Annotated in this window: 24 protein-coding genes and 4 pseudogenes; 17 read left to right on the forward strand and 11 right to left on the reverse strand. The window is 36.2% G+C overall.

What is annotated here, in order from left to right:
* Positions 1–66: 66 nt before the first annotated feature.
* Entirely contained in the window at positions 67–1,431 is a 1,365-nt protein-coding gene (locus Q5W13_RS02725; protein WP_304445304.1) for a dihydrolipoamide acetyltransferase family protein, read from the reverse strand.
* An 83-nt stretch (positions 1,432–1,514) separates the two neighbouring features.
* A complete protein-coding gene (gene recR, locus Q5W13_RS02730; protein ID WP_155597468.1) occupies positions 1,515–2,135 on the reverse strand; it encodes a recombination mediator RecR in 621 nt (206 codons plus the stop codon).
* Between the two features lie 57 nt (positions 2,136–2,192).
* On the opposite strand from recR, the gene Q5W13_RS02735 reads away from it, so the two are divergent.
* Complete coding sequence (locus Q5W13_RS02735; protein WP_304445305.1) at positions 2,193–3,677, forward strand: sodium:solute symporter; 1,485 nt, start codon at positions 2,193–2,195, stop codon at positions 3,675–3,677.
* Between the two features lie 55 nt (positions 3,678–3,732).
* On the opposite strand, the gene Q5W13_RS02740 is transcribed toward Q5W13_RS02735, so the two are convergent.
* From Q5W13_RS02740 to Q5W13_RS02755, 4 genes and pseudogenes are all read right to left on the reverse strand, one after another.
* Positions 3,733–4,092: a CoA-binding protein gene (locus tag Q5W13_RS02740; protein ID WP_155597470.1), complete on the reverse strand. Its 360-nt coding sequence runs from the start codon at positions 4,090–4,092 to the stop codon at positions 3,733–3,735.
* A 210-nt stretch (positions 4,093–4,302) separates the two neighbouring features.
* Positions 4,303–5,308 (reverse strand): annotated as a pseudogene (locus tag Q5W13_RS02745) (3-oxoacyl-ACP synthase III family protein).
* Between the two features lie 109 nt (positions 5,309–5,417).
* Positions 5,418–6,729 (reverse strand): annotated as a pseudogene (locus tag Q5W13_RS02750) (ABC1 kinase family protein).
* Between the two features lie 38 nt (positions 6,730–6,767).
* Positions 6,768–7,427 (reverse strand): TetR family transcriptional regulator C-terminal domain-containing protein, encoded by a 660-nt coding sequence (locus tag Q5W13_RS02755; protein WP_304445306.1) that lies wholly within the window; start codon positions 7,425–7,427, stop codon positions 6,768–6,770.
* Between the two features lie 422 nt (positions 7,428–7,849).
* Between Q5W13_RS02755 and htpG the strand changes: the two are divergent.
* A pseudogene (gene htpG, locus Q5W13_RS02760) lies at positions 7,850–9,745 on the forward strand (molecular chaperone HtpG).
* Between the two features lie 434 nt (positions 9,746–10,179).
* Complete coding sequence (locus tag Q5W13_RS02765; protein ID WP_155597476.1) at positions 10,180–10,554, forward strand: hypothetical protein; 375 nt, start codon at positions 10,180–10,182, stop codon at positions 10,552–10,554.
* 54 nt (positions 10,555–10,608) lie between these two features.
* On the opposite strand, the gene Q5W13_RS02770 is transcribed toward Q5W13_RS02765, so the two are convergent.
* Together Q5W13_RS02770 and Q5W13_RS02775 are read right to left on the reverse strand one after the other, a co-directional pair.
* Positions 10,609–11,418 (reverse strand): inositol oxygenase family protein, encoded by an 810-nt coding sequence (locus tag Q5W13_RS02770; protein WP_304445307.1) that lies wholly within the window; start codon positions 11,416–11,418, stop codon positions 10,609–10,611.
* A 44-nt stretch (positions 11,419–11,462) separates the two neighbouring features.
* On the reverse strand, positions 11,463–13,061 hold the full coding sequence (locus Q5W13_RS02775; protein ID WP_304445308.1) for a solute:sodium symporter family transporter: 1,599 nt from the start codon (positions 13,059–13,061) through the stop codon (positions 11,463–11,465).
* Positions 13,062–13,392: 331 nt separating this feature from the next.
* On the opposite strand from Q5W13_RS02775, the gene Q5W13_RS02780 reads away from it, so the two are divergent.
* The 4 genes from Q5W13_RS02780 (at position 13,393) to Q5W13_RS02795 (ending at position 15,301) form a co-directional block, all read left to right on the forward strand.
* Positions 13,393–14,025, forward strand: a complete 633-nt coding sequence (locus Q5W13_RS02780; protein ID WP_304445309.1) for a hypothetical protein — start codon at positions 13,393–13,395, stop codon at positions 14,023–14,025.
* A 285-nt stretch (positions 14,026–14,310) separates the two neighbouring features.
* Complete coding sequence (locus Q5W13_RS02785) at positions 14,311–14,772, forward strand: MOSC domain-containing protein (protein ID WP_304445310.1); 462 nt, start codon at positions 14,311–14,313, stop codon at positions 14,770–14,772.
* Positions 14,745–14,951, forward strand: a complete 207-nt coding sequence (locus Q5W13_RS02790) for a hypothetical protein (RefSeq protein ID WP_304445311.1) — start codon at positions 14,745–14,747, stop codon at positions 14,949–14,951. The genes Q5W13_RS02785 and Q5W13_RS02790 overlap by 28 nt, the downstream gene beginning before the upstream one ends.
* Positions 14,948–15,301, forward strand: coding sequence for a DoxX family protein (locus Q5W13_RS02795; protein WP_304445312.1), 354 nt, complete (start codon positions 14,948–14,950; stop codon positions 15,299–15,301). Before Q5W13_RS02790 ends, Q5W13_RS02795 begins: the two co-directional genes overlap by 4 nt.
* 67 nt (positions 15,302–15,368) lie before the next feature.
* Here the strand turns inward: Q5W13_RS02795 and Q5W13_RS02800 are convergent, their stop codons facing one another.
* Positions 15,369–15,953 (reverse strand): T9SS type A sorting domain-containing protein, encoded by a 585-nt coding sequence (locus tag Q5W13_RS02800; RefSeq protein WP_155597482.1) that lies wholly within the window; start codon positions 15,951–15,953, stop codon positions 15,369–15,371.
* 215 nt (positions 15,954–16,168) lie between these two features.
* On the opposite strand from Q5W13_RS02800, the gene Q5W13_RS02805 reads away from it, so the two are divergent.
* Entirely contained in the window at positions 16,169–17,056 is an 888-nt protein-coding gene (locus Q5W13_RS02805) for an AraC family transcriptional regulator (protein WP_155597483.1), read from the forward strand.
* Complete coding sequence (locus Q5W13_RS02810; protein ID WP_304445313.1) at positions 17,056–17,655, forward strand: alpha-ketoglutarate-dependent dioxygenase AlkB family protein; 600 nt, start codon at positions 17,056–17,058, stop codon at positions 17,653–17,655. Before Q5W13_RS02805 ends, Q5W13_RS02810 begins: the two co-directional genes overlap by 1 nt.
* A gap of 187 nt (positions 17,656–17,842) precedes the next feature.
* Here the strand turns inward: Q5W13_RS02810 and Q5W13_RS02815 are convergent, their stop codons facing one another.
* Entirely contained in the window at positions 17,843–18,613 is a 771-nt protein-coding gene (locus Q5W13_RS02815) for a S1/P1 nuclease (protein ID WP_304445314.1), read from the reverse strand.
* Positions 18,614–18,719: 106 nt separating this feature from the next.
* On the opposite strand from Q5W13_RS02815, the gene Q5W13_RS02820 reads away from it, so the two are divergent.
* The 8 genes and pseudogenes from Q5W13_RS02820 to Q5W13_RS02855 all read left to right on the forward strand — a co-directional run bounded on the left by Q5W13_RS02820 (position 18,720) and on the right by Q5W13_RS02855 (position 24,428).
* Entirely contained in the window at positions 18,720–20,726 is a 2,007-nt protein-coding gene (locus Q5W13_RS02820; protein WP_304445315.1) for a transglycosylase domain-containing protein, read from the forward strand.
* Positions 20,680–20,979 (forward strand): hypothetical protein, encoded by a 300-nt coding sequence (locus tag Q5W13_RS02825; protein ID WP_304445316.1) that lies wholly within the window; start codon positions 20,680–20,682, stop codon positions 20,977–20,979. Before Q5W13_RS02820 ends, Q5W13_RS02825 begins: the two co-directional genes overlap by 47 nt.
* A 35-nt stretch (positions 20,980–21,014) precedes the next feature.
* Positions 21,015–21,182: a DUF4177 domain-containing protein gene (locus Q5W13_RS02830; protein ID WP_194534071.1), complete on the forward strand. Its 168-nt coding sequence runs from the start codon at positions 21,015–21,017 to the stop codon at positions 21,180–21,182.
* A gap of 40 nt (positions 21,183–21,222) precedes the next feature.
* Positions 21,223–21,399 (forward strand): HAD family hydrolase, encoded by a 177-nt coding sequence (locus Q5W13_RS02835; protein ID WP_304445317.1) that lies wholly within the window; start codon positions 21,223–21,225, stop codon positions 21,397–21,399.
* Positions 21,389–22,027: a Cof-type HAD-IIB family hydrolase gene (locus tag Q5W13_RS02840; protein WP_304445318.1), complete on the forward strand. Its 639-nt coding sequence runs from the start codon at positions 21,389–21,391 to the stop codon at positions 22,025–22,027. The genes Q5W13_RS02835 and Q5W13_RS02840 overlap by 11 nt, the downstream gene beginning before the upstream one ends.
* Before the next feature lie 31 nt (positions 22,028–22,058).
* Positions 22,059–23,374, forward strand: a pseudogene (locus Q5W13_RS02845) (DUF819 family protein).
* 74 nt (positions 23,375–23,448) lie between these two features.
* Positions 23,449–23,895, forward strand: coding sequence for a DUF4238 domain-containing protein (locus tag Q5W13_RS02850; protein WP_304445319.1), 447 nt, complete (start codon positions 23,449–23,451; stop codon positions 23,893–23,895).
* A gap of 53 nt (positions 23,896–23,948) precedes the next feature.
* Positions 23,949–24,428 (forward strand): DUF4238 domain-containing protein, encoded by a 480-nt coding sequence (locus tag Q5W13_RS02855; protein WP_304446457.1) that lies wholly within the window; start codon positions 23,949–23,951, stop codon positions 24,426–24,428.
* A 49-nt stretch (positions 24,429–24,477) separates the two neighbouring features.
* On the opposite strand, the gene Q5W13_RS02860 is transcribed toward Q5W13_RS02855, so the two are convergent.
* Positions 24,478–25,443: an aldo/keto reductase gene (locus Q5W13_RS02860; protein WP_304445320.1), complete on the reverse strand. Its 966-nt coding sequence runs from the start codon at positions 25,441–25,443 to the stop codon at positions 24,478–24,480.
* Between the last annotated feature and the right edge of the window lie 8 nt (positions 25,444–25,451).

Raw genomic sequence — 25,451 nt, forward strand, 5'->3', positions numbered from 1 at the left:
ACAGATTTTAAAGAAATATAACTTTAAAATAAGAATGCTTCAACAGAAAAGTGTGTAGAGAACACTTTAGACCTCCCTATCTACATCCCAAGCTTCTAAATAATCTGCTACGGCTTTTGCAAACATACTACCCAATGCTCCATTTACCACTCTATGATCATAGCTATGAGAAAGATACATCTTACTTCTAATTCCTATAAAATCTCCTTCTGGAGTCTCTATTACAGATGGAATTTTACGGATAGCACCTAAAGCAAGAATACCCACTTGAGGTTGATTAATAATTGGCGTACCAAAAACACTACCAAAAGTTCCTACATTGGTTACAGTATACGTACCATCTTGAACCTCATCTGGCTTAAGCTTATTTTCTCTAGCCCTAAAAGCTAAATCGTTTATTGCTTTAGCCATGCCAACCAAATTTAACTGGTCTGCATTCTTAATTACCGGAACAATAAGATTGCCGTCCGGTAGAGCTGCTGCCATTCCTATGTTAATATTTTTCTTCTTGATAACCGTATCGCCAACTAGCGATATGTTCATTAAAGGATATTTTTTAAGGGCTTTTGCTACAGCTTCTATAAATATTGGTGTAAAAGTCAACTTCTCACCTTCTCTCTTTTCAAAAGAGCTCTTTACTTTATTTCTCCAATTAACAATCTTAGTAACATCTACCTCAATAAAGCTCTGAACATGCGCAGAAGTAGACACACTCTCTACCATATGCTTGGCAATCATCTTACCCATTCTACTCATAGGTAACACCTCAGCATCTGCACCTTGAGGTATTCCAGAACCATTAGTAGCTTGAACAGCAGAAGGCTTGTGGTTTACAACGGGAGCTGCTGCTACCTTAGGAGCAGGCGTTTTTTCTACTGGCTGCTCAACCTTTTTAACGGCACCATTTTCTAAATAGGCAAGAATATCATTTTTAGTAACACGACCTTCATTTCCCGTACCTGCTATTGTATCAAGTTCAGCAACAGAAATACCTTCTTGTTTTGCTATATTTTTCACCAAAGGCGAATAAAAGCGCTCAGAAGATGATTTTTGATTATGATGTACTGGTGCACTCACAGCATCTTGGGCCACTTTTACGGTTTCCTCTACCATGGCAGCAGATTTCTCAGCACCATTTGATGCAGCAACCGGTTCGCTTTGAACAGCGGACTGCGCTACGTCAATAGATTGTTCTGTTTCAATAATAGCTACGGTATCACCCACTTTGATTACATCGTCTATATCAAAAAGTTTTTCGATTAAAATACCCTCCACTTCACTTGGAACCTCTGAATCTACCTTATCAGTAGCTATTTCAAAAATAGGTTCATCCAATTCAATAGTATCACCAACTTCTTTCAACCAAGTGGTTAACGTTGCTTCCGCAACACTCTCACCCATTCTCGGTAATTTCAGTTCAAACTTTGACATATTCTTATTTTAGAATGCTTTTACTCTAATTTTGTCGCAAAAATACCAAAAAAAACACCTATCGGTTATATTTGTCACATTATTTAATTCGCTTTTAACGAACCTTCAAATGGAATACGGTTTAATATGCTCCGCCCTAGCGTGACTTCATCGGCATATTCCAGCTCATCGCCAACGGCTATTCCCCTCGCTATGGTTGAAGTATTAATATCCAAACCGCTTAATTGCTTATAAATATAAAAATTGGTCGTATCACCCTCCATAGTAGAGCTTAAGGCAAAAATAAACTCCTTAACCTCTCCTTTTTGCGCTTTTTCCACCAAAGAACCAATAGTTAAATCTTGCGGGCCAATTCCCTCCATAGGAGATATTTTTCCACCTAAAACATGATATAATCCTTTGTACTGACTTGTGTTTTCAATAGCCATTACATCACGAATATCTTCAACAACGCAAACCAGACTCCTATCCCTTTTGGGATTGGCACAAATTTCACAAACGGCCACATCTGAAATGTTATGGCAATTTTCGCAGAATTTTATCTCACTACGCAAGCTTAACAAAGAATTTGAGAGCCTTTCTGTCTGTTCCTTAGGTTGTTTGAGCAAATGAAGAACCAACCGAAGTGCCGTGCGTTTACCTATACCAGGTAATTGCGACATTTCGTAAACGGCATTCTCGAGAAGCTTTGAAGAAAAATCCATAGTCACAAAATTACGTACTATTTTTACTTTTTGTACTTTGGTTTTAAATTTTATTACATGACCGCCACGCACATCCTAATCTTAATAGGTGCTTATTTTCTCTTGCTTTTATTGATATCCTATTTTACAGGAAAAAACGACTCTAATGTCGACTTTTTTAAGGCGGGAAAATCCTCTCCTTGGTACTTGGTCGCTTTTGGAATGGTAGGTGCCTCTCTCTCAGGAGTTACCTTCATCTCTGTGCCCGGTTGGGTAGAAGCTTCTGGCTTCAGTTATATGCAAGTTGTTTTTGGTTATCTGGCAGGTTATTTTGTCATAGCCTTTATTCTTTTACCCATTTATTATCAACTAAATGTTACCTCGATTTATGAATATCTAAAAAAGCGGTTTGGTATAGTAAGTTATAAGGTAGGCGCTGTGTCTTTCTTTATCTCTAGGGTTCTAGGAGCTGCTTTTAGGCTGTTTTTAGTAGCAATTGTTCTACAGCAATTTGTATTTGATGAATTGGGCGTACCATTTGAAGTTACCGTTATACTCTCTATTTTACTCATATGGATATATACATTTAGAGGTGGAATAAAAACGATTGTTTGGACAGATACCCTCCAAACAGCCTTTATGCTTTTATCCGTTGGACTGAGCATTTACTTTATCAACCAGAAATTAGACTGGAGTTTTACCGAATTTCTAGCATCGGAAGAATTAAAACAATACAACCAAATACTATTTACAGATAGTTTCTTTGATAAAAACCACTTTCTAAAATCCTTTTTTGGAGGCATGTTCATCACCATTTGCATGACCGGTCTAGACCAAGATATGATGCAGAAAAATCTTACCTGCAAATCGCTGAAAGATGCCCAAAAAAACATGATTTCTTTCAGTTTGGTCCTAGTTGTTGTGAATTTTGTTTTCCTTTTGTTAGGAGCACTTTTGTTTATCTACGCAGCCAAATTTAACATTGCTATTCCATTAATGGATGGCCAACCAAAGCCTGACCTACTTTTTCCGGAAATTGCAATGAACAGCGGCTTGGGAATAGTTGTTGCCGTTACCTTTATGCTAGGATTGATAGCCGCAGCCTATAGCAGCGCAGATAGCGCATTAACCTCGCTAACAACCTCTTTTTGTATAGACTTCTTAAACATTGATGAGAAAGCGGAAAAAGACCAGAATAAAATTAGAAAGACAACTCACGTAGGAATGAGTATTCTTCTGATTGTTACGGTAATCTTGTTCAAGTACATCTTGGACCGAAACGTTATAGACGGTCTCCTAACCGTTGCCACGTATACCTATGGTCCTTTACTAGGACTATTTACCTTTGGTATATTCACAAAACATGCTATAAAAGATAATTATGTATGGATTGTTGCCTTATTATCCGTTCTATCTATTATAGGGTTTACCAACCTACCAACCGAATATTTAGGCGGTTACAAATTTGGATATGAATTACTACCTTTGAACGGATTATTAACTTTTCTAGGGCTGTGGCTGATTCGAAATAAGAATCCTGCAGTTATATCCGATAAAACGTAACTCCTTAAACGTTAAAGTTTTATAGGAAAAATCTTACGTGCATTTCATCGATCATTTAATATTGACCTGTTGCCAATAGCACTAATGTACACGCAACAACCGCCTCAATCCCTTCATTTTGCAGTAACTCGTAAAATTCTGGGTTTTCCGTTCCGGGATTAAAAATGACTCGTTTTGGAGCTATTTGTAGGATTTTGTCGATATACTCAGGCTGACGAGCAGCACCTATATATAAAGTAATGGTATGAATACTTTGAAAATCATTTAAATTGGTCTTTATTTGTGTTTCCCTAATTTTGCCCTCGCGCAAACCAAACGCTTCAGTTTTGATATTATGATCTAAGAGCCTATTTACGGCTAGATTACTATATCTACTAGGTTTAAGGGAAGTTCCGAAGACTAATGTTGTTTTCATATGTTAAATATGATGTTAAAGTTCATTTAAGATGTAACTTTTTGATAAAATAACCGTCTATTGTACAAGACGATATTTTGAAGAACAACTTTTTAAAAATATTGGTCGGTGATAATGCTATATGTTTATAGTTAATGGTTAGTGTTTAGTATAGCAGCATCAACGACAGAAACCCCGATGGAGACATCGGGGTTTTGTTTTGCTATAAAGTTACCATTTTATAATAGCGCTACCCCAAGTGAAGCCACTACCAAAAGCGGCCAGAACCACTAAATCTCCTTCTTTAATTTTTCCTTTCTCCCATGCCTCAGTAAGAGCAATTGGAATAGATGCTGCCGTTGTATTACCGTATTTCATGATGTTATTAAAGACTTGATCATCTCCTAGACCGAATTTCTTTTGAATAAACTGAGAAATACGCAAGTTAGCTTGGTGTGGCACTAACATATCTATGTCTTCCGGCGTAAGGTCATTGGTTTTTAAACCTTCCATTATTACCTCACTAAACCTTACTACTGCATTTTTAAATACAAACTGACCGTTCATATGAGGATAAAATGATTCATCGTTAGGATCATTATCTTCAATAATATCCGTAACCCAACGTTTTCCCATTATGGAGCTATCAAAGATAATTCCTCGGCATGCTGTCCTTCGCTATGCAAGTGCGTAGAAAGTAGCCCTTTTGAGTTATCTTCTTCCCTACTCAATACTGCTGCACCTGCACCATCTCCGAATATAACCGAAACAGATCTACCTCTTGTGGTCATATCAAGACCATGAGAATGCAACTCAGAACCAATTACAAGAACATTCTTGTACATACCTGTTTTAATATACTGATCAGCCACACTTAATGCGTAGATAAAACCAGAACATTGGTTTCTTACATCTAAAGCACCGACGGTTTTAATACCTAAATCTCGTTGTACCAAAACACAGTGCCAGGAAAATAGTAATCTGGACTTAGGGTAGCAAAAACAATAAAATCAATATCATCTTTATCAATACCTGCACGTTCAATAGCGATTTTTGCCGCCTTTACACCCATGGTTGTTGTAGTGTCTCCACCTTTAACCACGTGTCTTCTTTCTTTAATACCCGTTCGTTCTTGGATCCACGCATCGTTGGTATCCATTACCTTGGCCAAGTCATCATTGGTCACTACGTTTTCGGGCACGAAGTATCCTAGTCCCGTTATTTTTGAATTATACATAGAAGGTTTTTTTTATTTTAAAAGCTACAGCTCTAAACCATACTGCAAAGTAACCCGTAAATTTCTAAGATAAGCAAAATAAATAGCATGAATTTTGACATAATCTCAATTAAGAAATGTATTGCTTATAACTATTTACTTCAATTTTAGCTTTTAGGTCGTGTAATAGATTGTAAAGACCAAAGAAAGTCCTGTTCATATACAAGAAGTGTTTAGACCCCCTATTACCATTCATTTTACGTATCTGCGTATCTTTTGAATAACGCTCGCTTAAATCGGCTATTTTGTCCCAGAAATCATCTGCACCAAAATCAAAATTCTCCTCATGGAATGGAGAAGTTAAAAGTGAAAGCATCTCTTTAAATAACCCTTTAAAGAATTTAATTTCTTCCGGAGTATCGGTTTCTGTTAGAATTTCCAACTCATACATTTTTTGTGTAAAAACCGTATCATTTTCTATATTTTGCTTTTGAGCCAATTCAAAATAAGGCACATAGAACTCATCCGGAACTTCTTTAATACAACCAAAATCTATAGCAATTAACGTATGGTCCTCACTCACTAAAAAGTTTCCCGGATGCGGATCGGCATGAACTTTTTTAAGCCAATGAATCTGAAACATATAGAAATCCCATAGCGTCTGACCTAATTTATTACCAACTTCCTCATCAAAATCTTTATTGGTGAACTCACTCAAATGCTGACCAGACATCCAATCCATAGTAATAATACGCTCACTGGATAGCGCTTCATAATACTTTGGAAACTCAAGATTCTTTATAACCGCACAGCTTTCGGTTATATTAATACTTTGTTCTATTTCCAGAAAATAGTTAGTCTCTTCAATTAACTTGTTCTCTACTTCCTTAAAATATTTGTCGGAATCTTTTCCTTGTAGATTAAACATTCTAATAGCAATGGGCTTTACTAAAGCTAAATCACTAGAAATACTTTGGGCCACTCCTGGGTACTGAATTTTGACTGCTAATTCTTTCCCGTCTTTTGTTGCTTTATGAACTTGGCCAATACTGGCTGCATTAATACTGTCCTTATCAAAAGTGTCAAACAAATCCTCAGGATACTTACCCAAATATTTTTTAAACGTTTTCCGCACTAATGGCGCGGAAAGTGGCGGTACAGAAAATTGAGAAAGAGAAAATTTATCTACATACGCCCTAGGCAATATATTTTTCTCCATACTAAGCATTTGCGCAACTTTAAGAGCACTACCCTTCAGACTTTTTTAGTCCGTCGTAAATATCCTCGGCATTATTTTCGTTCAATTCATTTTTATCCAACTCAGGATTAACCAATTTTTTACCAAAGTACTTCACATAGTTACCACCTATCTTCACACCCGTCTTCACCAATTTACTGGCTCTTTCTATCTTACCTGTTGGTATACTATCAAGTGTCTTCATATATTTTGTTTTGAAAGGGGGTTTCCAATGACTAGTTATTAAGCAAAAGTTTCTTTGTACAAGAATTTTCCGAAATCAATAATATTATCTAGCGGTGTATTATCAAATATGTCAAATATGGTATTGATTGATTTCTCAATGGCCATATCCGTCTTTTCAAATCCTGCAGAATTATCATCCATCCAAAATTTAAGAACGAATAAGAACTGCAACCACGCTCCTTCTGAAAAAAGTTGTGGATTGTATTTAGTGATTTTCAGGTTCTTTTCTGTATTAGCATCGTTTATAAGGCCTGTTGCAAAACCTTTAATGTGCTTGCGCAGCCCTTTTAGCTGTTCCAGATTTTTGAGAGTACTGCTGTTCTGCTTTAAAGAAAATAGAACATAACTCCTATTTAGAGTAAGCATCTCAAAGAAGGTATAGAAAAAAGTGAGCATTTTTTCCTTGTTCGAAAAACCTTCGTACTCCTTATTTTTATTCAGAAGAGCTTCTGTATTGGTATAAAATTTATTCCAAATTTCTTTCTGCAAACTCTCTACAGAACCAAAAAAGGCATAAAAATCCGCCTCTGGAACCTTATTCTCTTTACAAAACTTGTAAATGGATTTAGGAACGCTTTCGTGCTCCAGAACGTAATCCATATACATTTCTATAATATCATCTTCCGTAACTCTTTTTGTTTTCGTTTTCGCTACCATTTTGAACAATTTTATATATTAAAATTACGCCTAAAGTGCCGCATTTACTGTTAACGGTATACCAATTTTATAGTATAACACAAAACGTGCTTCCCGGAGAAAGCACGTTTCAAAACAACCTAACCAATAAATGATTATAAATATGATCTTGATTAAAAACTCTCTCTTTCACAGCAATCTTAATCACATCTCCAACAAATATATAAAATGTTTAACAAATTTAAAAATAAATTAAACAAAATAAATTATGGTACTCATTTCGTCACACTAATATGTCAGTTTGTCATAGTCTTCATATGTGGTATTTTTTTTGACAACTACCATGCAGGTAAACACTACCAGATTCTTCTATGCAGAAGAGTGAAACTAAGTATTAAACAAAGTTCAAGCTCTGGCGAGAACATTTCTAAAATTTATAATTTATGTCTACAGGTAAAATCAATGTTTCGGTGGAAAACATTTTTCCGCTGATAAAGAAATTTTTGTACAGTGACCACGAGATCTTTTTAAGAGAGCTCATATCTAATGCAACAGATGCTACCTTAAAATTAAAACACCTTACCTCTATTGGAGAAGCCAAAGTAGAATACGGCAACCCAATGATCGAGGTTAAGATTGATAAAGAAGGCAAAAAAATACATATTACGGACCAAGGTATTGGTATGACCGAAGACGAGGTCAAAAAATACATTAACGAACTTGCCTTTTCTGGTGCGGAAGAATTTTTGAACAAATATGAAGATGGCGCTAAAGAAAGCGGTATCATAGGTCATTTTGGTCTTGGTTTTTATTCTGCTTTTATGGTAGCCGAGAAAGTAGAAATTAGTACCAAAAGCTTTAAAGAAGGTTCTGAAGCAGTTCTGTGGAGTTGTGATGGTTCTCCAAACTTTACATTGGAACCATAAGGTGATAAACAAGACCGTGGTACAGAGATTATTCTTCATATTGCCGAAGATTCTACGGAGTTCCTAGAAGAAGGCCGTATTAATGAGCTTTTGAACAAGTATAACAAGTTCATGCCTATTCCTATTAAGTTTGGTATGAAAACGGAAACTTTACCTAAGCCAGAAGATGCTAAGGAAGAGGATCCAGCACCTACACAAGAAGTAGATAACATCATTAACAACCCTAACCCAGCTTGGACTAAACAACCAGCGGATTTAGATGCTGATGACTACAAAAACTTCTACCGTGAGTTATACCCAATGCAGTTTGAGGAACCTTTGTTCCATATTCACTTAAATGTAGACTACCCTTTTAACCTTACCGGTATTCTGTATTTTCCAAAGATGACCAACGATCTTAACCAACAGAAAGATCGTATACAACTGTATCAAAACCAAGTTTTTGTTACTGATAACGTAGAAGGTATTGTACCTGAATTCTTGACTATGTTACGTGGTGTAATTGATTCTCCGGACATTCCGTTGAACGTTTCTAGATCATACCTTCAGGCAGATGGTGCGGTAAAGAAAATCTCTTCGTACATCTCTAGAAAAGTTGCAGATAAATTAAATTCACTCTTCAAAAACAGTAGAGAAGAATTTGAGCAGAAGTGGAACGATATTAAAATCGTTATTGAATACGGAATGCTTAGCGATGATAAATTCTTTGAGAAAGCCGATAAGTTTGCACTCTACCCAACTGTAGATGGTAAGTATTTTACTTTTGAAGAACTTCAGGAAAAAATTAAAGGAAATCAAACGGATAAGGATGATAAACTCGTAATTCTTTATGCTTCTGATGAGGTTGCCCAGCACAGTTATATTGAAGCTGCAAAAGCTAAAGGATATGAAGTTCTGTTGATGGATTCTCCTATTATTGGTCATTTAATGCAGAAATTAGAAACGTCTAAAGAGAAGCTTTCTTTTGCACGGGTAGATGCAGACCATTTGGATAACCTTATCAAAAAAGAGGAAAATCAAATCTCTAAATTATCTGATGAGGAAAAAGAAACCCTTAAAAAGAATCTTGAGGAAGTAATAACTGATAAGAGTTACACGGTTCAGCTAGAAGCTATGGATAGTGATGCTTCTCCTTTTATCATTACTGAGCCTGAGTTTATGCGTCGTATGAAAGAGATGCAACAGACTGGTGGCGGTGGTGGTATGTTTGGTATGGGTGCTATGCCAGATATGTACAACCTTATCGTGAACACAAATTCTGAATTAGTAGGTGAAATTCTAAATACCAAAACAGCTAAGAAACGTGAAAGATTAATTAGCCAATCTATTGACTTGGCTCGTCTTTCTAAAGGCTTATTAAAAGGTGAAGAATTGACAAACTTTATTAAGCGAAGCTACGAGATGGTCAAGTAATCTTAAACAAATACACTTACAAAAACGTCCAATTGCTGAGTTCAGCGATTGGACGTTTTTTCTTGTAAAATTTATATCTTCAGCAAAAATATGCGAGGGTATAGGATTACACGAAGAATCTGGTTGAAATTCCCTTCTGGTATTATCCACAATAATTCTATTACGAGATAATTAATTTTTATTGACTTAAAAAAAATACAATACTATCTGGTTTACAATTAGATAGATGTTGACGCTTTTAATTTAAATCATTTTAAAATTCAATAACTAATTCTACTATAAATCTAAAAAAGTTCTATTTTGTACTATTTCCCTTTCTTTAGTCGATAATGTTAATGAACTTTAAAGAAAGAAAATATTTACATCGTTTTAAGTTGAGCAACTTATTTTGCACAAAAAAATGATACGGTCACGTAAACAAAGTATATTTATTTATGGTTATTACAGAACTTAATCCAAAGGGCCAATTTGAAAATTGGGATAAAAAGAAGCTGAAAGAAATCAAAGAGAAAAAATTTGATGATAAAATCGGTAATATCCTTTTTGAAAATAATGAACTTATTCTAAGCGAAATTGCCCTAAAACCAAAAGAACGTTTGCCTTTTAGATTGCACCAACGTGACTGTAGCTGCACTAGTTTTACTGATGGCCTTCTAATTTCGCGAAATATTAATGGCCAAATAGCGCTGTTACGTATTGAAAAAGCCAAGTGTTTCTATTGGACCAGTAATAATGGAGAAATGATTAATGACCTTGAAAATATTGGAGAGAACACGGTCATAATTAAGATATTAGAAATGAAACTTTAACGGCTACTCCAGACAGTGCAAAGCAACCGTTTCAAAATCTATTCCGATTAAATATTACCAATAAATAGGTCCTTTTCCCAAGTATTTTTCAGCAATTGGTTGGTAATAATCTCTTACATCCTCTAAATCATAGATTTTTTGACTCTTTGTATATAGGTCATACTTATTAAAATCTTTAATAAGCTCTAGATATTCCTTATCTCCTTCATTTAGAAGTTCTTTATAACTCCCGCCTGTGTGCCAAGGGTAAAAAGAGTGATAACGTATCATAACCATAGCCTCTTTTGGCAAATTGTTTTCTTTATGGTTTGAAAGAACTTGAAACAGATACTCATCATGGCCCCAAGCCAAATCAAGATTATCCATACCACATTCTTTTTCGTAAATTCCTGTTGGTGTATTATAACGAGCATCTGCCATATCTGGATTCAACTTATTAAACTCAGGATAGACACACGTATCTGGCAATTTGCAACCTACTACAAATACATCTCCAACAGTTCCCCATTGCTCATCTTGGCTGGTACCATCTTCATCGCTTCCCCATAGGAACATCACTTTTCCTAAATCGTGAATAAGACCTGTAAGTTGCATCCAATCCGGACGGTTGTCTGCCCTAATAGCTTCTGCGCTTTGGATTAGGTGCTGTACGTTAGGTAAATCCAAATCTGGATCACTTACATCTATCAAATCATTTAAGTGCCCCATAGCCTCCCACAAATCCATGGGCTTGTCGTACGTCAAATATTTCTTATGCATACGTTGCACATAGTCTACAGTTTGCTTTTTACGCATTTTTCTATAATGCTCCTTTACAGCCGCCGACACATCTACAGCCTCATAATCTCTGAACGTTTTTTCCATCTTTAACAATTTAACTTTAAACTACTTACAACGACTATTTTAGTTTACACATTGCCTAAAACAAGGTACAAAATAATCGTAAATGTCACTAGAAAGAGACTAAAGGGCTTTGCGTACCTCCATGGTTTGAGGTTCAAAATACCCGCATCTTTCATTATAAATCTTTCTTCTTTTTTTCCAAAGGCCGAAACCACGTGCATAACTAAAATATTCAGTACAAACTCTATTCCCCAAATATGTATAAAATGAAGATTCACTTCAATTATATAATACATGACCACATAAAATACCAAACCGAACATTAGTCCCGCTTTTGCCCCTATAGCGGTAACTCTTGGGAATAAGAATCCAGCAATAATTACACTGGCAATAGGAATAAAAAATATTCCGTTAAGCTGCTGTAGCAATTGATAAAGGCCATCAGGTGCATTTGCCACAAATGGCGCTATACCTATTGCCAGAACGGCAAGAATAGCAGATGTACTTTTACCAATGATTACCAGTTTTTTATCACTTGCATCTTTCTGAATATATTTTTTAAAAACATCTAAACTAAAAACGGTAGCCGCACTGTTCAATGCGCTATTGAACGTACTTAAAATAGCGCCCATCATTACCGCAACAAAGAAGCCCGTAAGCCATAAGGGCAATACTTTTTTCACCAAAAGCGGATATACATTATCTGGATTATCATAAAGACTTTCTCCAAAATAATAAAAGCCGATAAGCCCTAGTAGTACAATCACTAAAGGAACCAATATCTTAAGCAAACCGGTATATAGCAGTCCTTTTTGAGCTTCTTTTAGATTTACCGCTCCCAATACCCTTTGGATAATAGATTGATGCATGGTCCAGAAATAAATCTGATTTATCATAAGACCTGTAAACAAAACCTCAAAAGGTAATATGGCGGAACGTGCTCCCTCTCCTACTCCAGATTCATCACTTACTACATTGAATTTATCTGGACTATGGTTAAAAACCGTTGTCATTCCTTCAAACACATTTCCATCTCCAATACTCAATAAAGCTAGAATAGGAACAAGCAGACCGGCTACTAAGAGACCAAATCCGTTTATTGTATCTGTATAAGCTACCATTTTCAATCCTCCAAAAATGGCATATACAGCACCAATGGTACCTACTACTAAAATGGTTATCCATATACCCTCACTTTGGGTAACATTCAATAATTCCGAGATTTCAAAAATCGCTTCAATATTCAAAGCTCCTGTATATAATACAATAGGCAGCAAAGTGGCCACGAATGAAATAATTAAAAGCAATGCAACAAAAGTACGGGTGAGACCATCAAAGCGTTTTTCTAAAAACTCTGGAATAGTAGTCAGTCCCATTTTTAAATACCGCGGTGCAAAATACAAAGCTGCAATAACCAAAGCTAAAGCAGATGTTACTTCCCAAGCAACAATAATTGCTCCGTTCCTATAGGCAGAACCGTTCATACCCACCAAATGTTCCGTAGAAATATTGGTCAATAATAATGAGCCGGCTATTACAATTCCCGTTAACGATCTACCTCCTAAAAAGTAACCGTCTTTGGTATTCAGTTTATCGCGCCTAAGCTTGTATGTAGCATAAAAAGCGACAAAACCTGTAAAGAGTAAAAATGTCAATAACGCCATAAAAGGGACCTATGGGGATTAAATAGCAAATAATTGCCATACTTAAATATCAAATAAACATAAATAAAATGAATAAATTACCATATTCTTAAAGTTTTCGTGTGCGCAAACGAAAATTTATGATTTAAACGCACCCATCTCGCTAAAACACGGTTTATTAAAATAAAGACTAGTTACCAATAGCACTTTTGTCCTTCATAGGTAAAACAGCTCTACCCATATTAGCAACCCTACCTCCAATAATGAAAAAGCCAAAAAATACCAGAAATCCAGTATTTTATAATTTGTAGTGGGTTTGTACATTAGCACCAAACCACAAACAATCTTTAACATGAAATATTCTAAATTGCTAATATTGTTTTTTACAGTAATGTTCCACTCAGCTAATGCCCAGAATGCATCAGACGAGATTTTTATGACCAATGGAGAAATTATAGCCGTTAAGGTTTTGAGAATAGAGCCCAATACAATTACCTATACTTATTTAGGAGAGGATTTGGAAAACGTTGTCAAAAAAGAAGCGGTTCATAAAATTACTTTTAAAAGTGGTCGCGAACAACTCTTCACACAACCAAGTACCGGGCGCCAATCTATAAGCCCAGACTTTGAATACCCCACAATGAAAAGTAATGAGGGAGCTATTTTACCTTTTGAGTTTGTTTTTGACGGCGCCGAGGCTCCCGAAGAAGGGTTCGAAGCCCAAGAGTATTACTACCATAACCTTATGCGTAAACCTGAAAGAAACACAATTACATACCAAGATATAGATATTACCCTAAAAAGATTGCGCAAAGCTGGCATTACTAAAGCTAATGATTTACGAAACTATGAAATGACCGAAATTGCTAAAATTGTTGGTGCAGGTGTTTTGGTGACAGGCAAAATTACCGTGGACTACCGTAGTACAACCTCTTCTTCATCAGGTTCTAGCACCACAAAAGTAGACACCAAGAAAAAAAGGTAAAAACGTATTCATCAGGCTCCAGCAGGTCTATGGATGAATTTGACACGAAGGTTCTTTTTGTAATTTATGATAAGAACGGAAATAAAATTGTTAATGTTAACCGTGTTCCATTTTTAGCTACAACACGCAACAACTATGTTACCGCTTTAAATTACTTAATGAAACGCACCCCATATTACCAGAAGTAGTACACGTAAATTGTAAAAGGTAACGAAACATCGTACTATTGTTCTTAAACCGCAGTTATCCTTCGTTAATTGCCCATGGTTTATTTACTTTTAATACATGAAAATTATCTCAACCAATATTGGTAGTCCAACCACAATTACTTGGAACGGCAAAGAAGAACAAACGGGAATATTCAAATACCCAGTAGACGAATCTCTTTTTTTAGGAAAAACAGATGTTGCCAAAGACACCGTAATAGATAGAAAGCACCATGCAGGCGTTAACAAGGCTTGTTTTCTATTCTCAGTAGACCATTATGATTATTGGAAAAATAAATACCCAAATCTAAGTTGGAACTGGGGTATGTTTGGAGAAAATCTTACGGTTAGTGATTTTGATGAATCTAAGATTCGCATTGGAGACATTTATAAAATGGGAACCGCATTAGTACAAGTATCGCAACCAAGGGAACCTTGTTATAAATTAGGAATTAGGTTTAAAGACCAAGGCATTTTAAAAGAGTATATTGATTATGGATTTATGGTACTTATGTGCGCATACTGGAAGAAGGAGAAGTAAAAAAAGGCGACGAATTGGTCTTGGTAGAACAGTCAGAAAACCGCCTTACCGTAAAAGATTTTTATCAACTATTGTTTATGCGTAAAAAGGACCCTAGCATACTACAATTGGCTTTGACCAATGAATCTTTGCCCGAATATAAAAGAGAACGTTTAAAGAAATACCTTCCAAAAACATGAATTACCCATGGCACCTATATCTAATGGGAATAATTTATGTGATGGGCGGCATCATGCATTTTATAAAACCTAAGGCTTACATGAGGATAATGCCTCAATATTTGCCTAATCATAAGCTTTTAGTGACATTGAGTGGTATTGCCGAAATAATTTTGGGTATTGGTGTTTGTCTGCCTTTAACAAAAAACTATGCTGTTTACGGACTTATTTTAATGCTAGCGGTATTCTTACTCGTGCATTTTTATATGCTGTCTAGCAAAAAAGCTTCGGCAGGTTTCCCTAAGTGGGCATTACTATTAAGACTACCCTTGCAATTTGTACTAATGTACTGGGCGTATAGCTACTTATAAGCACAAAAAAGCCCCTAACGCTCTCAACAACATTAGGGGCAATTAACTCAACTCAACTTAAACTTCCTTAGTTTACCGTAATTTCCTTGTAATAGGTTTCTTTACTGTCTTTAACTACAAGTGTGTAATCACCTTCAAAGGCTTTGGTAAAATCAAATGCTTTTTCAATAACCATTTCATCTTCTCTTGTTTCAGAGAAAACTAATCTGCTACTGCTGTCGAAAACTTTAATTTCTACATCTTCGCTGTTTAGGTTCAATAGGTTTAGATAAACCATTTTTTCTTTAACTCTAAAGACTGGTTTACTGTTTTCTTTTCTATCAACTACCTCAACATCGTCTCCTTTTACACTTATCGTGTACGATACTGTTGTTAAATCATCTTCTGATTTAAAAAAGTAAAGGCCATCTTTAAGTTTAGAAAGATCAAATTTCTTTGCATAGCCACCTTTTTCAATAGCTTCAAAGAATATAACATTCTGCTCTGCATCCATGAACTTGATAGTTGTTCTTCCCGATTGGGCATCTAGTTCGTAAACAAAGCTTTTTACATTTTCATTTGGTACAACACTAAGTTTGGGTTCGTTAGCCATGCCTACAGTCGTAGTGAATAATAAAGCGATCATTGCGGCGGTTCTTACTACTTTTCTCATATCGTTGTTGTTTAATATCCTGCTGTCACACAGGGTAGGTTAATAATATGATACAAACATACCTCCGTTATCTTGCTCTCACTACTCCACAATTCGCCAATAAATGTGCTATTTTACCATTGCATATATAGCAAAACACCCTTTGGGGTAATATTGAGTATATTTTGGTTAATTTTGTAAAGAACGGTAGAAATCCCCTTCTTTAATTTTGTATTATGAACAAACCCCCGCAATTAAATCAGAAGCCCGCTTTTGAGGTCATTGAACCTAGTTTTGGGCATTCTTATACGTATCAAAGATTTGATGCGAGTAAGAACAATAAGAACAATGTTTGGCATTATCATCCTGAGATAGAACTGGTTCATGTACATGGTGGATCGGGAAAAAGGCAGATTGGTAGTCACGTATCCTATTATTCAAAGGGAGACCTTATATTAATAGGTAGTAATCTCCCGCATTGTGGTTTTACCAACTCTCTTACGGATAATGAGAGCGAAACCGTAATACAGATGAAACTGGATTTCTTAGGAAACGATTTTTTTGATATTCCCGAGATGAAAAAAATTCAATCGCTTTTTGAAATGGCCAAGGGCGGTATTGCCTTTTCTGGAAAGACCAAAAGGAAGATAGGCGAGAAAATGCAGATTCTAGAATACCAGACTCATTTCCAGCGTTTGCTTTCTATATTGAATATTTTGAACGAACTAGGAAATTCCAAAGAGTTTAAAATTTTAAATGCCGAAGGTTTTTCTATGGAGACCGAGGTAAAAGATAATGACCGCATCAACGTTGTCTTCAATCACGTAAAGAATAATTTTAAAGAAGAGATTACGCTAGAAGAAATAAGTAGTATGGTAAGTATGACAATACCTTCGTTCTGTCGTTACTTTAAAAAAATCACGAATAAGACCTTTGTTCAGTTTGTAAACGAGTATCGTTTGGTTCATGCATCAAAACTTTTAGCGGAGCAACCTTTAAGTATTACCGAGGTTTGTTTTGAAAGCGGATTCAATAATTTCTCACATTTCAACAAGCAGTTCAAAGCCTTTACGGGACAAAACCCATCTGAATATAGAAACGAACTGAAAACAGTTCTTAAGTAATGGAAGGTCTGTTCTCAGATGAAATAGACTTAAACCTACCGGATAGTGATATTATTTATTACCCGAATTTTATAGGTCAGGAAGAAGCTGATGTTTATTTTAATTTGCTTCGGAATAAAACACCGTGGCAGCAAGATGATATTACCGTGTTTGGAAAAACCTATGCCCAACCCAGACTTACTGCCTTGTATGGTAATAATGACAAACCCTACTCCTATTCCAAATTGGTAATGGTTCCTCATCCGTTTACTCGGGAACTTATAGATATTAAAGATAAAGTAGAAACTAAAATTGATGCAACGTTCACCACTTGTTTACTTAACCTCTATAGGAACGGGCAAGATAGTAACGGTTGGCACGCAGATAATGAGAAAGAGTTGGGCATAAATCCAATTATTGCTTCGGTGACTTTAGGACAAGAACGCTTCTTTCACCTAAAACATAGAACAAATAAAAATCTGAAACAGAAAATTCTATTAAAGCACGGTAGTCTTTTATTAATGAAAGGAGCTACGCAAGAACACTGGCTACACCAAATACCAAAAACGGTGAAGGTTATTGATGAACGCATCAACTTAACCTTTAGAATTATTATATAAAAAAATCGACCATTAAAAATGGCCGATTTTTTTTTACCCTTTACATATGGAGAAGATTGCTGCCTTTAGCCACTGGGTGCCGACTAATGTCCTCACAACCATCTACTCTAATATAACCCCAAATTGGGTCATGATGTATAATGATTCGTTAAACGTAAACGTTTTTTTGATAAATGGTAAAGAAGCTTTAGAAAAGTTCATTCAAGACCTTAGCTAAGCGCAATCCGCCTTTTTGCAGTTGGTTTTCAACGGTACCCCACCAATCATAACTATAGCGGTAGTATAATTTCTCTCCTGCTTCTACGGAATCATATAACTTATCGGCAATCTCTTGAGACTCCTCTACCCAGTCATAAATATTACCTTGTTGAATAAACTGTACTTGCTCTTTTGATAGTTGCGGTAAGCTAGATGCCAATTCCGTATAACTCATTCCATATGAATTAATCATATTAGAATCCCAAAGCCTATGCAGATTGGTGCCCTCATTGAACCACTGCAGCTGAATATCATTACCCCCTTTATCTTCATAACGGCCTACGTGCATTGGCTGGTGAAGATCACCTATTAAATGCACCAACATTTTAAGGTAAAAAACCTTGTCTTCCTTTTTACTGTTCTCGTCCTTAATAATTTCAATGCATTTATTGATACCTACTATAAGGTCTCCTTGCTTATTATGTTCAATATCTGCGTAATCTTTTCCTGTTGGGATATTTACATAATGCCACGCACTAAATTCTTTATAAGCTCTATCGGCTTTTATGTCGTCTGCAAACGTAGATACGTAAGCTAGACTCTCTCCATCCAATAACTTTTTTAAAGCTTTCTTTGTCTTTTTTGAAAGGTGGTGTTGCGCTACTTCACCAACGGTACGGTGTCCGGTTTTTGACCATTCTTCATCGTTTGCGTTAGAAAGTGTTGTTATTAAGAACAGAAAGAATACTATTTTTCGCATGAAATAAATTTAGCCGCAAAAGTAGAAAATTGAAGTTTAATCTATTGTTAAGAAACTCAAGTGTTTCATTTTTTAATTTGATATTGCACTCACAAAATTCATCGATTTGATTTTAAAAAGAATAAAGCCCTCATTTTTAAGATATATCTTACTTGCCGCAATCGCCTTTGCGGTCTTCTTCTTTGTATTTATTCTCAGTATTTACTGGGGCGCTTGGGGTAAATTACCAAGCAAGGAAGAGCTTTCTGACTTCCAATACCAAAGAGCTTCAGAAGTGTACACGGCAGACAGTGTACTTATTGGCAAATTTTATTTATTTGATAGGCAGCCCATTGCTTTTGAGGCCATTCCTAAAAATGTACTGAACGCCTTGGTGGCCATAGAAGATGAACGTTTTTACGAGCACACCGGTATTGACTACCAAAGTTTAGGACGTGTAGCCGTAAAAACAGTACTGATGCAAGACCAATCTGCTGGTGGCGGAAGTACCTTAACGCAACAGCTTGCTAAAAATTTATATCCCCGAAGGGATAGAAAAAAGGCAAATATTGTAGTCGATAAAATAAAAGAGATGTTCATTGCTTCCCGTCTAGAAGACATTTACTCTAAAGATGAAATCCTTACCAACTACCTAAATACGGTTTCCTTTGGCGATAATACTTTTGGAATTGAGAGTGCTTCCCTTAAATTTTTCAATAAACAAGCCAAAGACCTTACGGTAGAGCAAGGTGCCGTGCTGATAGGAATGTTAAAGGCAACCTACGGCTACAACCCTCGTATATTTCCAGAGAAGAGCCTTACCCGAAGAAACTTGGTACTTCTTGCTATGGCGAATAACAATTTCATTTCCGCAGAACAGAAAGATAGCCTAACGGATATTCCAACAAAACTGGACTACAGGGACTTTGACAATAATTCTGGACTGGCGCCTTATTTTAGGGAAGAGGTTAGAAAGCAATTGTTAAAATGGAATGATAAACAGAAGAAAGAAGGCAATGAATACAACATCTATACTTCCGGTCTAAAAGTATATACCACTTTAGATTATAATATGCAGTTCTGGGCAGAAGAAGCCATGCAGGATCATATGAAATCGTTGCAAAGTAGTTTTGAAAAAAGCTATGGCAAAAATGCACCATGGCTAAAGAATAAAAAGCTGATTGAGAAGGTGGTCAAAAATTCGGATGTTTATAAGAAGCTTAAAAAACAAGGCTTGGAACACCAGCAAATCATTGATTCCCTTAGTTTAAAGAAAGAATTAGTCCTAACGGATTGGGATGGCGAGAAAACTTTAAAAGGTAGCTCCATAGATAGTATTGCTCATTACATGAAAATATTGAATACCGGTTCTTTAGCAATAGACCCAAAAACGGGTGCTGTAAAAACTTGGATAGGTGGTGTAGATTTTGAACATTTTAAGTACGACCATGTTGCACAAAGCAAACGCCAAGCAGTAGGTTCTACCTTTAAGCCTATTGTTTATACCGCTGCTTTGGAAACAGGTACTTTGCCATGTACCTATTTCTCTGCGGAAGAAGTTGAATATGAAAATTTAAAAGGATGGACACCCAGTAACTCCGGTAAAAAAGACGAGGCCTATCTTAACTATTCTATGGAAGAGGCACTAAGCCATTCCGTAAATACTGTAGCGGTAAAAGTTTTAGAAAAAGCGGGAATCCAAAACGTCATAACCATGGCAAAGAATATGGGTATTTTCTCAAAATTACCTGAGCAGCCGTCATTAGCTTTGGGTACCGGAGAAATTTATCTGAATGAACTAGCTGGCGCATATGCCAGTTATGTGAATAATGGCAAAGCCGTTCTCCCCTACCTCATTGAAAAGATTACGGATAGAAAAGACTCCGTTTTAACCAAATTTGAACCTAAAAGAGCAAAAATGACAGCTTTTTCGGAAGAAACAAGGCAAATTATGGTGGAAATGATGAAAGGTACTATTAATAAAGGTACCGCCTCTAGAATCCGCACAACATATAAACTGAACAATGCTATTGCGGGAAAAACCGGAACTACTCAAAACAATAAAGATCTTATGGTTTGTGGCAATTATGCCAAAACTGATTCATGTAACTTGGGTTGGACTGGACAATCATGAAATTGGATTTAGAAGCACAAGTTTGGGGCAAGGAGCTAATGCTGCACTTCCTATTTTTGCTAAGTGGATGCAGGAAATGAATAAACATCCATACTATAATGAAATTACCCAAGCACAGTTTAAACGCCCCAATCCAGCAACTTTAGAGATGTTAGACTGCGAACCCGTAAAACGCGATGGTTTCTTTAAACGCTTGTTTAAAAATCCGGATAAGAAAAAGACTAAAGCTTTCAGGAAAGGGAATTCTGGCTAAAGCCTTATTTTTAAATAAATCTAAACTTGTAATTCATGAAAAAATATAAAATTGTTACTCAAAAAATTGGGCTTTTAAAAAATAATGACGCCGAATTTGAGATTGAACTCAATGCGTTGGCACAAAGAGGATGGCGTGTTGTAAGTGTAGTGTGTATGGAATTACAAAGTTTAAAAGCTGTTCTTGAAAGAGATGAAGCATAATAAAAAGCATATTTAGAATCTTAAATAAAAACTATACCCTTTGAAATACAAAATACTCTGCTCCGACTTAGATGGCACTTTATTAACCACAAAAAGCGATGTTTCCGAACTTACAATTGCCGAAATTGATCGCATTAAATCACATTTAAAAATCATTTTAGTATCAGCGCGTATGCCTAGTGCTATGACCTATTTGCAAAAAGACCTTGGCTATTGAAGAACAACCTATTATTTGTTACAATGGCGCCTTGATACTTGATGGAGACAAAGAACTTTCTTCCGTACATATTGGCACGCAGCATCTCCAGCAAATATATGAGCTGGCAGAAGCCAACAATACTCAACTCGGTTTGTACTATAAAAATGAATGGTATGTAGAAGTAGATTCTGAACGTGTTCAAAAGGAGATTAGATACACCAAGACCTCTCCTGTTTTTAGACCTACACCAGAAACTCTTTCCGATTGGAAAGATCGCGAAATTGGGGCACACAAGATAATGCTCATGAGCACTAAAGAAAGTGCTGATATCCTTTACCCTGCTTTAGAAGAAAAATTGGGTGAACATCTCAACCTATATCGCTCTAATGATACTTTAATTGAAGTGGCTCCAAAATCCGTTTCAAAACTATCGGCTATAAAATCATTGTTACAAGAAGGTGAATCTCTTGAGCATGTCATCTCTTTTGGTGATAATTACAATGATATTGAAATGCTTCAAAATAGTGGCCATGGGGTTGCAGTGGGTAATGCTCGTGAAGAAGTAAAAGCTGTTGCCAATGCCGTAACCCTGTCCAATACAGAAAATGGCGTGGCACACTATATTAAAAAGCATCTGGTAATTTGATTATATTTGAGGAAAAGTACCCAAAAATTATATGACCGAACCTCTTCTACCCGCTCCGCTAATAACCGATGATACTGTTGTTTTTGGACTCTTGGCGCTCTGCCTAGGCTTCATTTTTTATGGCTCATCTAAGAACACAGGCTTCTGGAGTAAATTCTACGGTATTGTTATGGCGTGCTCATGTGTTACCTTTTACCTGGTATACTGGCTTCTACAGGAATTGTTGCCGAAAAATGGGAAACCCTAAGCGAAACAGGTGAAATCATAACTCACACTTCTAGTCTGTATTATGTTGCCAGTCGGTATTTGCTACCTGCGGCTTTAGTACTCATGACGTTGAGTATCGATTTAAAGGCGATTATGAATTTAGGTTCCAAGGCATTAATCATGTTTTTAACCGGTAGCCTTGGTATTATTATTGGCGGACCAATTGCTATTTTAATCGTCTCTATATTTTCTCCCGATACGGTGGGCGGAAATGACTTTGATGCTATATGGAGGGGACTTTCTACCATTGCCGGTAGTTGGATCGGTGGTGGCGCTAACCAAGCTGCCATGTATGAAATCTTCAAATACAATCCTGAGAAATATGGTGCTATGGTGCTGGTAGACATTGTTGTCGCCAATATCTGGATGGCCGTTATTCTGCTGGGTGTAGGCCGTACCAAACAAATTGACAAATGGCTTAAAGCCGATACTTCTGCTATTGAAACGCTAAAAGTAAAGGTGACCGCCTTTGCCGAAAAAATTACCCGTGTACCTACCTTAAAAGATTATATGATGATGCTTTGCTTTGCGTTTACCGCAACGGGTATTGCACATTTTTTCGGGAATAATATTAGCGCAATGTTGACGAATTCTTTTGAAAGCGTTCGTGATCAAAAAAGCTTTCTATCTTTCTTGGGCTCAAGTTTCTTTTGGATGGTGGTCATTGCTACTGCCGCAGGTATAGCATTGTCATTTACCAAAGCTAAAAACTACGAAGGTGCCGGTGCCAGCAAAATTGGCGGAATGTTCATTTATCTTCTTGTAGCGACCATAGGTATGAAAATGGACCTTGGTAAAGTACTTGAAAACCCTGGGTTGATTGCCATTGGTTTTATATGGATTTCCATTCATGCAGGACTATTGATTCTTGTAGCAAAACTTATAAAGGCTCCCTTCTTCTTCTTAGCAGTAGGTAGCCAAGCTAATGTAGGCGGTGCTGCTTCGGCTCCTGTTGTAGCTGCGGAATTTCACCCATCGTTGACTTCCGTTGGGGTGCTTCTAGCTGTTTTTGGTTATGTGGTAGGTACTGGTGGCGCACTGTTGTGTGCCTATTTAATGGAGGTTGCTTCGGCCCTTTAGGCAAGATTCTATTTTCTGCTCGAAAGTTATATCAGACATATTATTTTTTATATCGATTTTAAAAAAAGGAAATAATGAGCAAAGAACCAAACACTAAACAACATTATATACCTGAATGTTATTTGAAAAACTTCTCCCCAAATTTGAAGTTTGTTTATATATATGATAAAAAGGTCTCAAAATCGTTTCCAAACTCTTTAAATAGCATTGCAAATTATGATTTTTTTTATGACATCCCTGAAAAATATTATAGTAAGGAGCTGAAACCTAAATATGGTTCTAAACACTTTGAAAAAGCTTTTTTCGCAGAACATGTAGAAAAGCTATATAATCAAAGTTTAGAAAATATTATTAATAAGTCTAATAATTATATTGAAAAACCCAAACATACAGAGGTTTTAACTAATGAAGAAAAGGAAATATTAGCCCAATTGATAGCCATACAACATCTTAGACTGCCAAAAATTAAAGATGATGCATCAATCACTATAAAAAAAGCCTTCCATAATCAATCAAAATAATTAAATCAGCTTTTGAAAATTCAAACCCAGAATCGAATGAGTTAAGCACCAAAATAGATTTTGAAGACGATTATGATTCTGTATTACATGCACAACTTTATGCAAATGAAGAATTAGTAGCTGAATTTGCTAGTAAAATATTAAATAAACACTGGGTATTTTTAGTGAGCAAAACTTCTAATTTTTATGCTTCAGACAATCCAATTATAATAAAAAATCATCTTGAAAATCAGAAACCATATTGTGATGGTTTTGGTATGAAGGGTGTAGAAGTAATATTTCCAATTGGAAAATCCGTTTTACTGACGTTATGGGATGAAGAATATTTTCCCGACAAATTAAAATTTGATAATACGTTTAATTCTATAAAGTCAAAAGAAGTACTAGCCTATAATGCTCTTCAATATTGTTGGGCTACCAGACAAGTTTATTCGTACTCAAATGAATTTAAGATTATAGAATTATTGAAAAAGAAAAACAATGGAGAGGAAATAGTATTTAAACATCCCATAACATTAGTGAATGGGAAATAAGAAACTTTTCTTGTTTTCGAAAAACGGAGAAATAGCTATTTAGAATATTTTAGTCCCAACTCAACTGACTACGCTCTTCCCAGTATACTTTAGAGTCTACTTTTTCCTTAGTAAGTACCTCTAATTCTTCTTCGTTTAAAGTGAAAGAATTCGCGTTTAAATTTTGTTCCAACTGATTAATATCTGCCGCTCCGCTCAGAACATAGTCGGGTTGAATAGCATCCATAACATATCTTAAGGCAATGGCATCCACGCCTACTTCATACCTTTTCGCCAAAGTTTGTAACGTAGCATATAAAGACTGGTATTGAGGATATTTGTCATTTTTAAAAACACGGCCGTTGGCCATGGCTTCTTTGACTATCAGCTTTTTGCCTTGTAATTTTATATCTCGTAAAACGGGCAAAACCGCTTGTTCTAACATATTGAAGGTAACTTGAAAACTATCAAAAACTACCTCGCCATCTATTCTTATCTGGAGTGCATTTTCTATAACTTCTTTTTGATCAGGGCCACTTGTAGACATCCCAATTTTAAGTCCAGTCGTTCTTTTTATGTCCAGCAGTTTTTCTAATACCGGTTTATTCTGAAGCACGCCACTTTCAAAAGTCGCAGAATGAATTTGATAGTATTCCAAAGAAGGAAGCAGTTCCTTAGAAACCTGCCATTGCTCCGTTAACTTCTCCAGAGAGTGTTCTTTTACTTCATGAGGACCAACATAGCCCAGTTCCCAATTAGCAACATAGGTATAGCCCCATTTGGTTCCTAGGACTACATCTGTATGTTTCCGGCTATTGTGCCAAGCTTTCAAAAATTCTTCGCCTTTTCCGTAAGACGGAGCGGTATCAAAATAACGTACGCCTTTCTCATAGGCCTCATCCAACACTTTTAAGGCATTGGCCCTAAAAGCAACTTCAGACTTATCCCTGTTGCCAGCATCAATATTTATATATTCCGGACGGCCCAAAGCGGCCATACCCAACCCAATTTGGGTTTTAGATGTATTCTCTGCCATAAATTTCA

This window comes from Zobellia laminariae, assembly GCF_030553095.1.
GTDB lineage: Bacteria > Bacteroidota > Bacteroidia > Flavobacteriales > Flavobacteriaceae > Zobellia > Zobellia laminariae.

What these genes read in the sequence shown, in the direction of transcription:
- Q5W13_RS02765 (WP_155597476.1), top strand. Translation starts at nt 10,180, where the DNA reads ATGGTTATTACAGAACTTAATCCAAAGGGCCAATTTGAAAATTGGGAT.
- Q5W13_RS02850 (WP_304445319.1), top strand. Translation starts at nt 23,449, where the DNA reads ATGAGCAAAGAACCAAACACTAAACAACATTATATACCTGAATGTTAT.
- Q5W13_RS02770 (WP_304445307.1), bottom strand. Translation starts at nt 11,418, where the DNA reads ATGGAAAAAACGTTCAGAGATTATGAGGCTGTAGATGTGTCGGCGGCT.
- Q5W13_RS02825 (WP_304445316.1), top strand. Translation starts at nt 20,680, where the DNA reads ATGCCAAAACTGATTCATGTAACTTGGGTTGGACTGGACAATCATGAA.
- Q5W13_RS02735 (WP_304445305.1), top strand. Translation starts at nt 2,193, where the DNA reads ATGACCGCCACGCACATCCTAATCTTAATAGGTGCTTATTTTCTCTTG.
- Q5W13_RS02815 (WP_304445314.1), bottom strand. Translation starts at nt 18,613, where the DNA reads ATGCGAAAAATAGTATTCTTTCTGTTCTTAATAACAACACTTTCTAAC.
- Q5W13_RS02830 (WP_194534071.1), top strand. Translation starts at nt 21,015, where the DNA reads ATGAAAAAATATAAAATTGTTACTCAAAAAATTGGGCTTTTAAAAAAT.
- Q5W13_RS02725 (WP_304445304.1), bottom strand. Translation starts at nt 1,431, where the DNA reads ATGTCAAAGTTTGAACTGAAATTACCGAGAATGGGTGAGAGTGTTGCG.
- recR (WP_155597468.1), bottom strand. Translation starts at nt 2,135, where the DNA reads ATGGATTTTTCTTCAAAGCTTCTCGAGAATGCCGTTTACGAAATGTCG.
- Q5W13_RS02755 (WP_304445306.1), bottom strand. Translation starts at nt 7,427, where the DNA reads ATGGTAGCGAAAACGAAAACAAAAAGAGTTACGGAAGATGATATTATA.
- Q5W13_RS02775 (WP_304445308.1), bottom strand. Translation starts at nt 13,061, where the DNA reads ATGGCGTTATTGACATTTTTACTCTTTACAGGTTTTGTCGCTTTTTAT.
- Q5W13_RS02810 (WP_304445313.1), top strand. Translation starts at nt 17,056, where the DNA reads ATGGAAGGTCTGTTCTCAGATGAAATAGACTTAAACCTACCGGATAGT.
- Q5W13_RS02800 (WP_155597482.1), bottom strand. Translation starts at nt 15,953, where the DNA reads ATGAGAAAAGTAGTAAGAACCGCCGCAATGATCGCTTTATTATTCACT.
- Q5W13_RS02860 (WP_304445320.1), bottom strand. Translation starts at nt 25,443, where the DNA reads ATGGCAGAGAATACATCTAAAACCCAAATTGGGTTGGGTATGGCCGCT.
- Q5W13_RS02780 (WP_304445309.1), top strand. Translation starts at nt 13,393, where the DNA reads ATGAAATATTCTAAATTGCTAATATTGTTTTTTACAGTAATGTTCCAC.
- Q5W13_RS02795 (WP_304445312.1), top strand. Translation starts at nt 14,948, where the DNA reads ATGAATTACCCATGGCACCTATATCTAATGGGAATAATTTATGTGATG.
- Q5W13_RS02805 (WP_155597483.1), top strand. Translation starts at nt 16,169, where the DNA reads ATGAACAAACCCCCGCAATTAAATCAGAAGCCCGCTTTTGAGGTCATT.
- Q5W13_RS02785 (WP_304445310.1), top strand. Translation starts at nt 14,311, where the DNA reads ATGAAAATTATCTCAACCAATATTGGTAGTCCAACCACAATTACTTGG.
- Q5W13_RS02740 (WP_155597470.1), bottom strand. Translation starts at nt 4,092, where the DNA reads ATGAAAACAACATTAGTCTTCGGAACTTCCCTTAAACCTAGTAGATAT.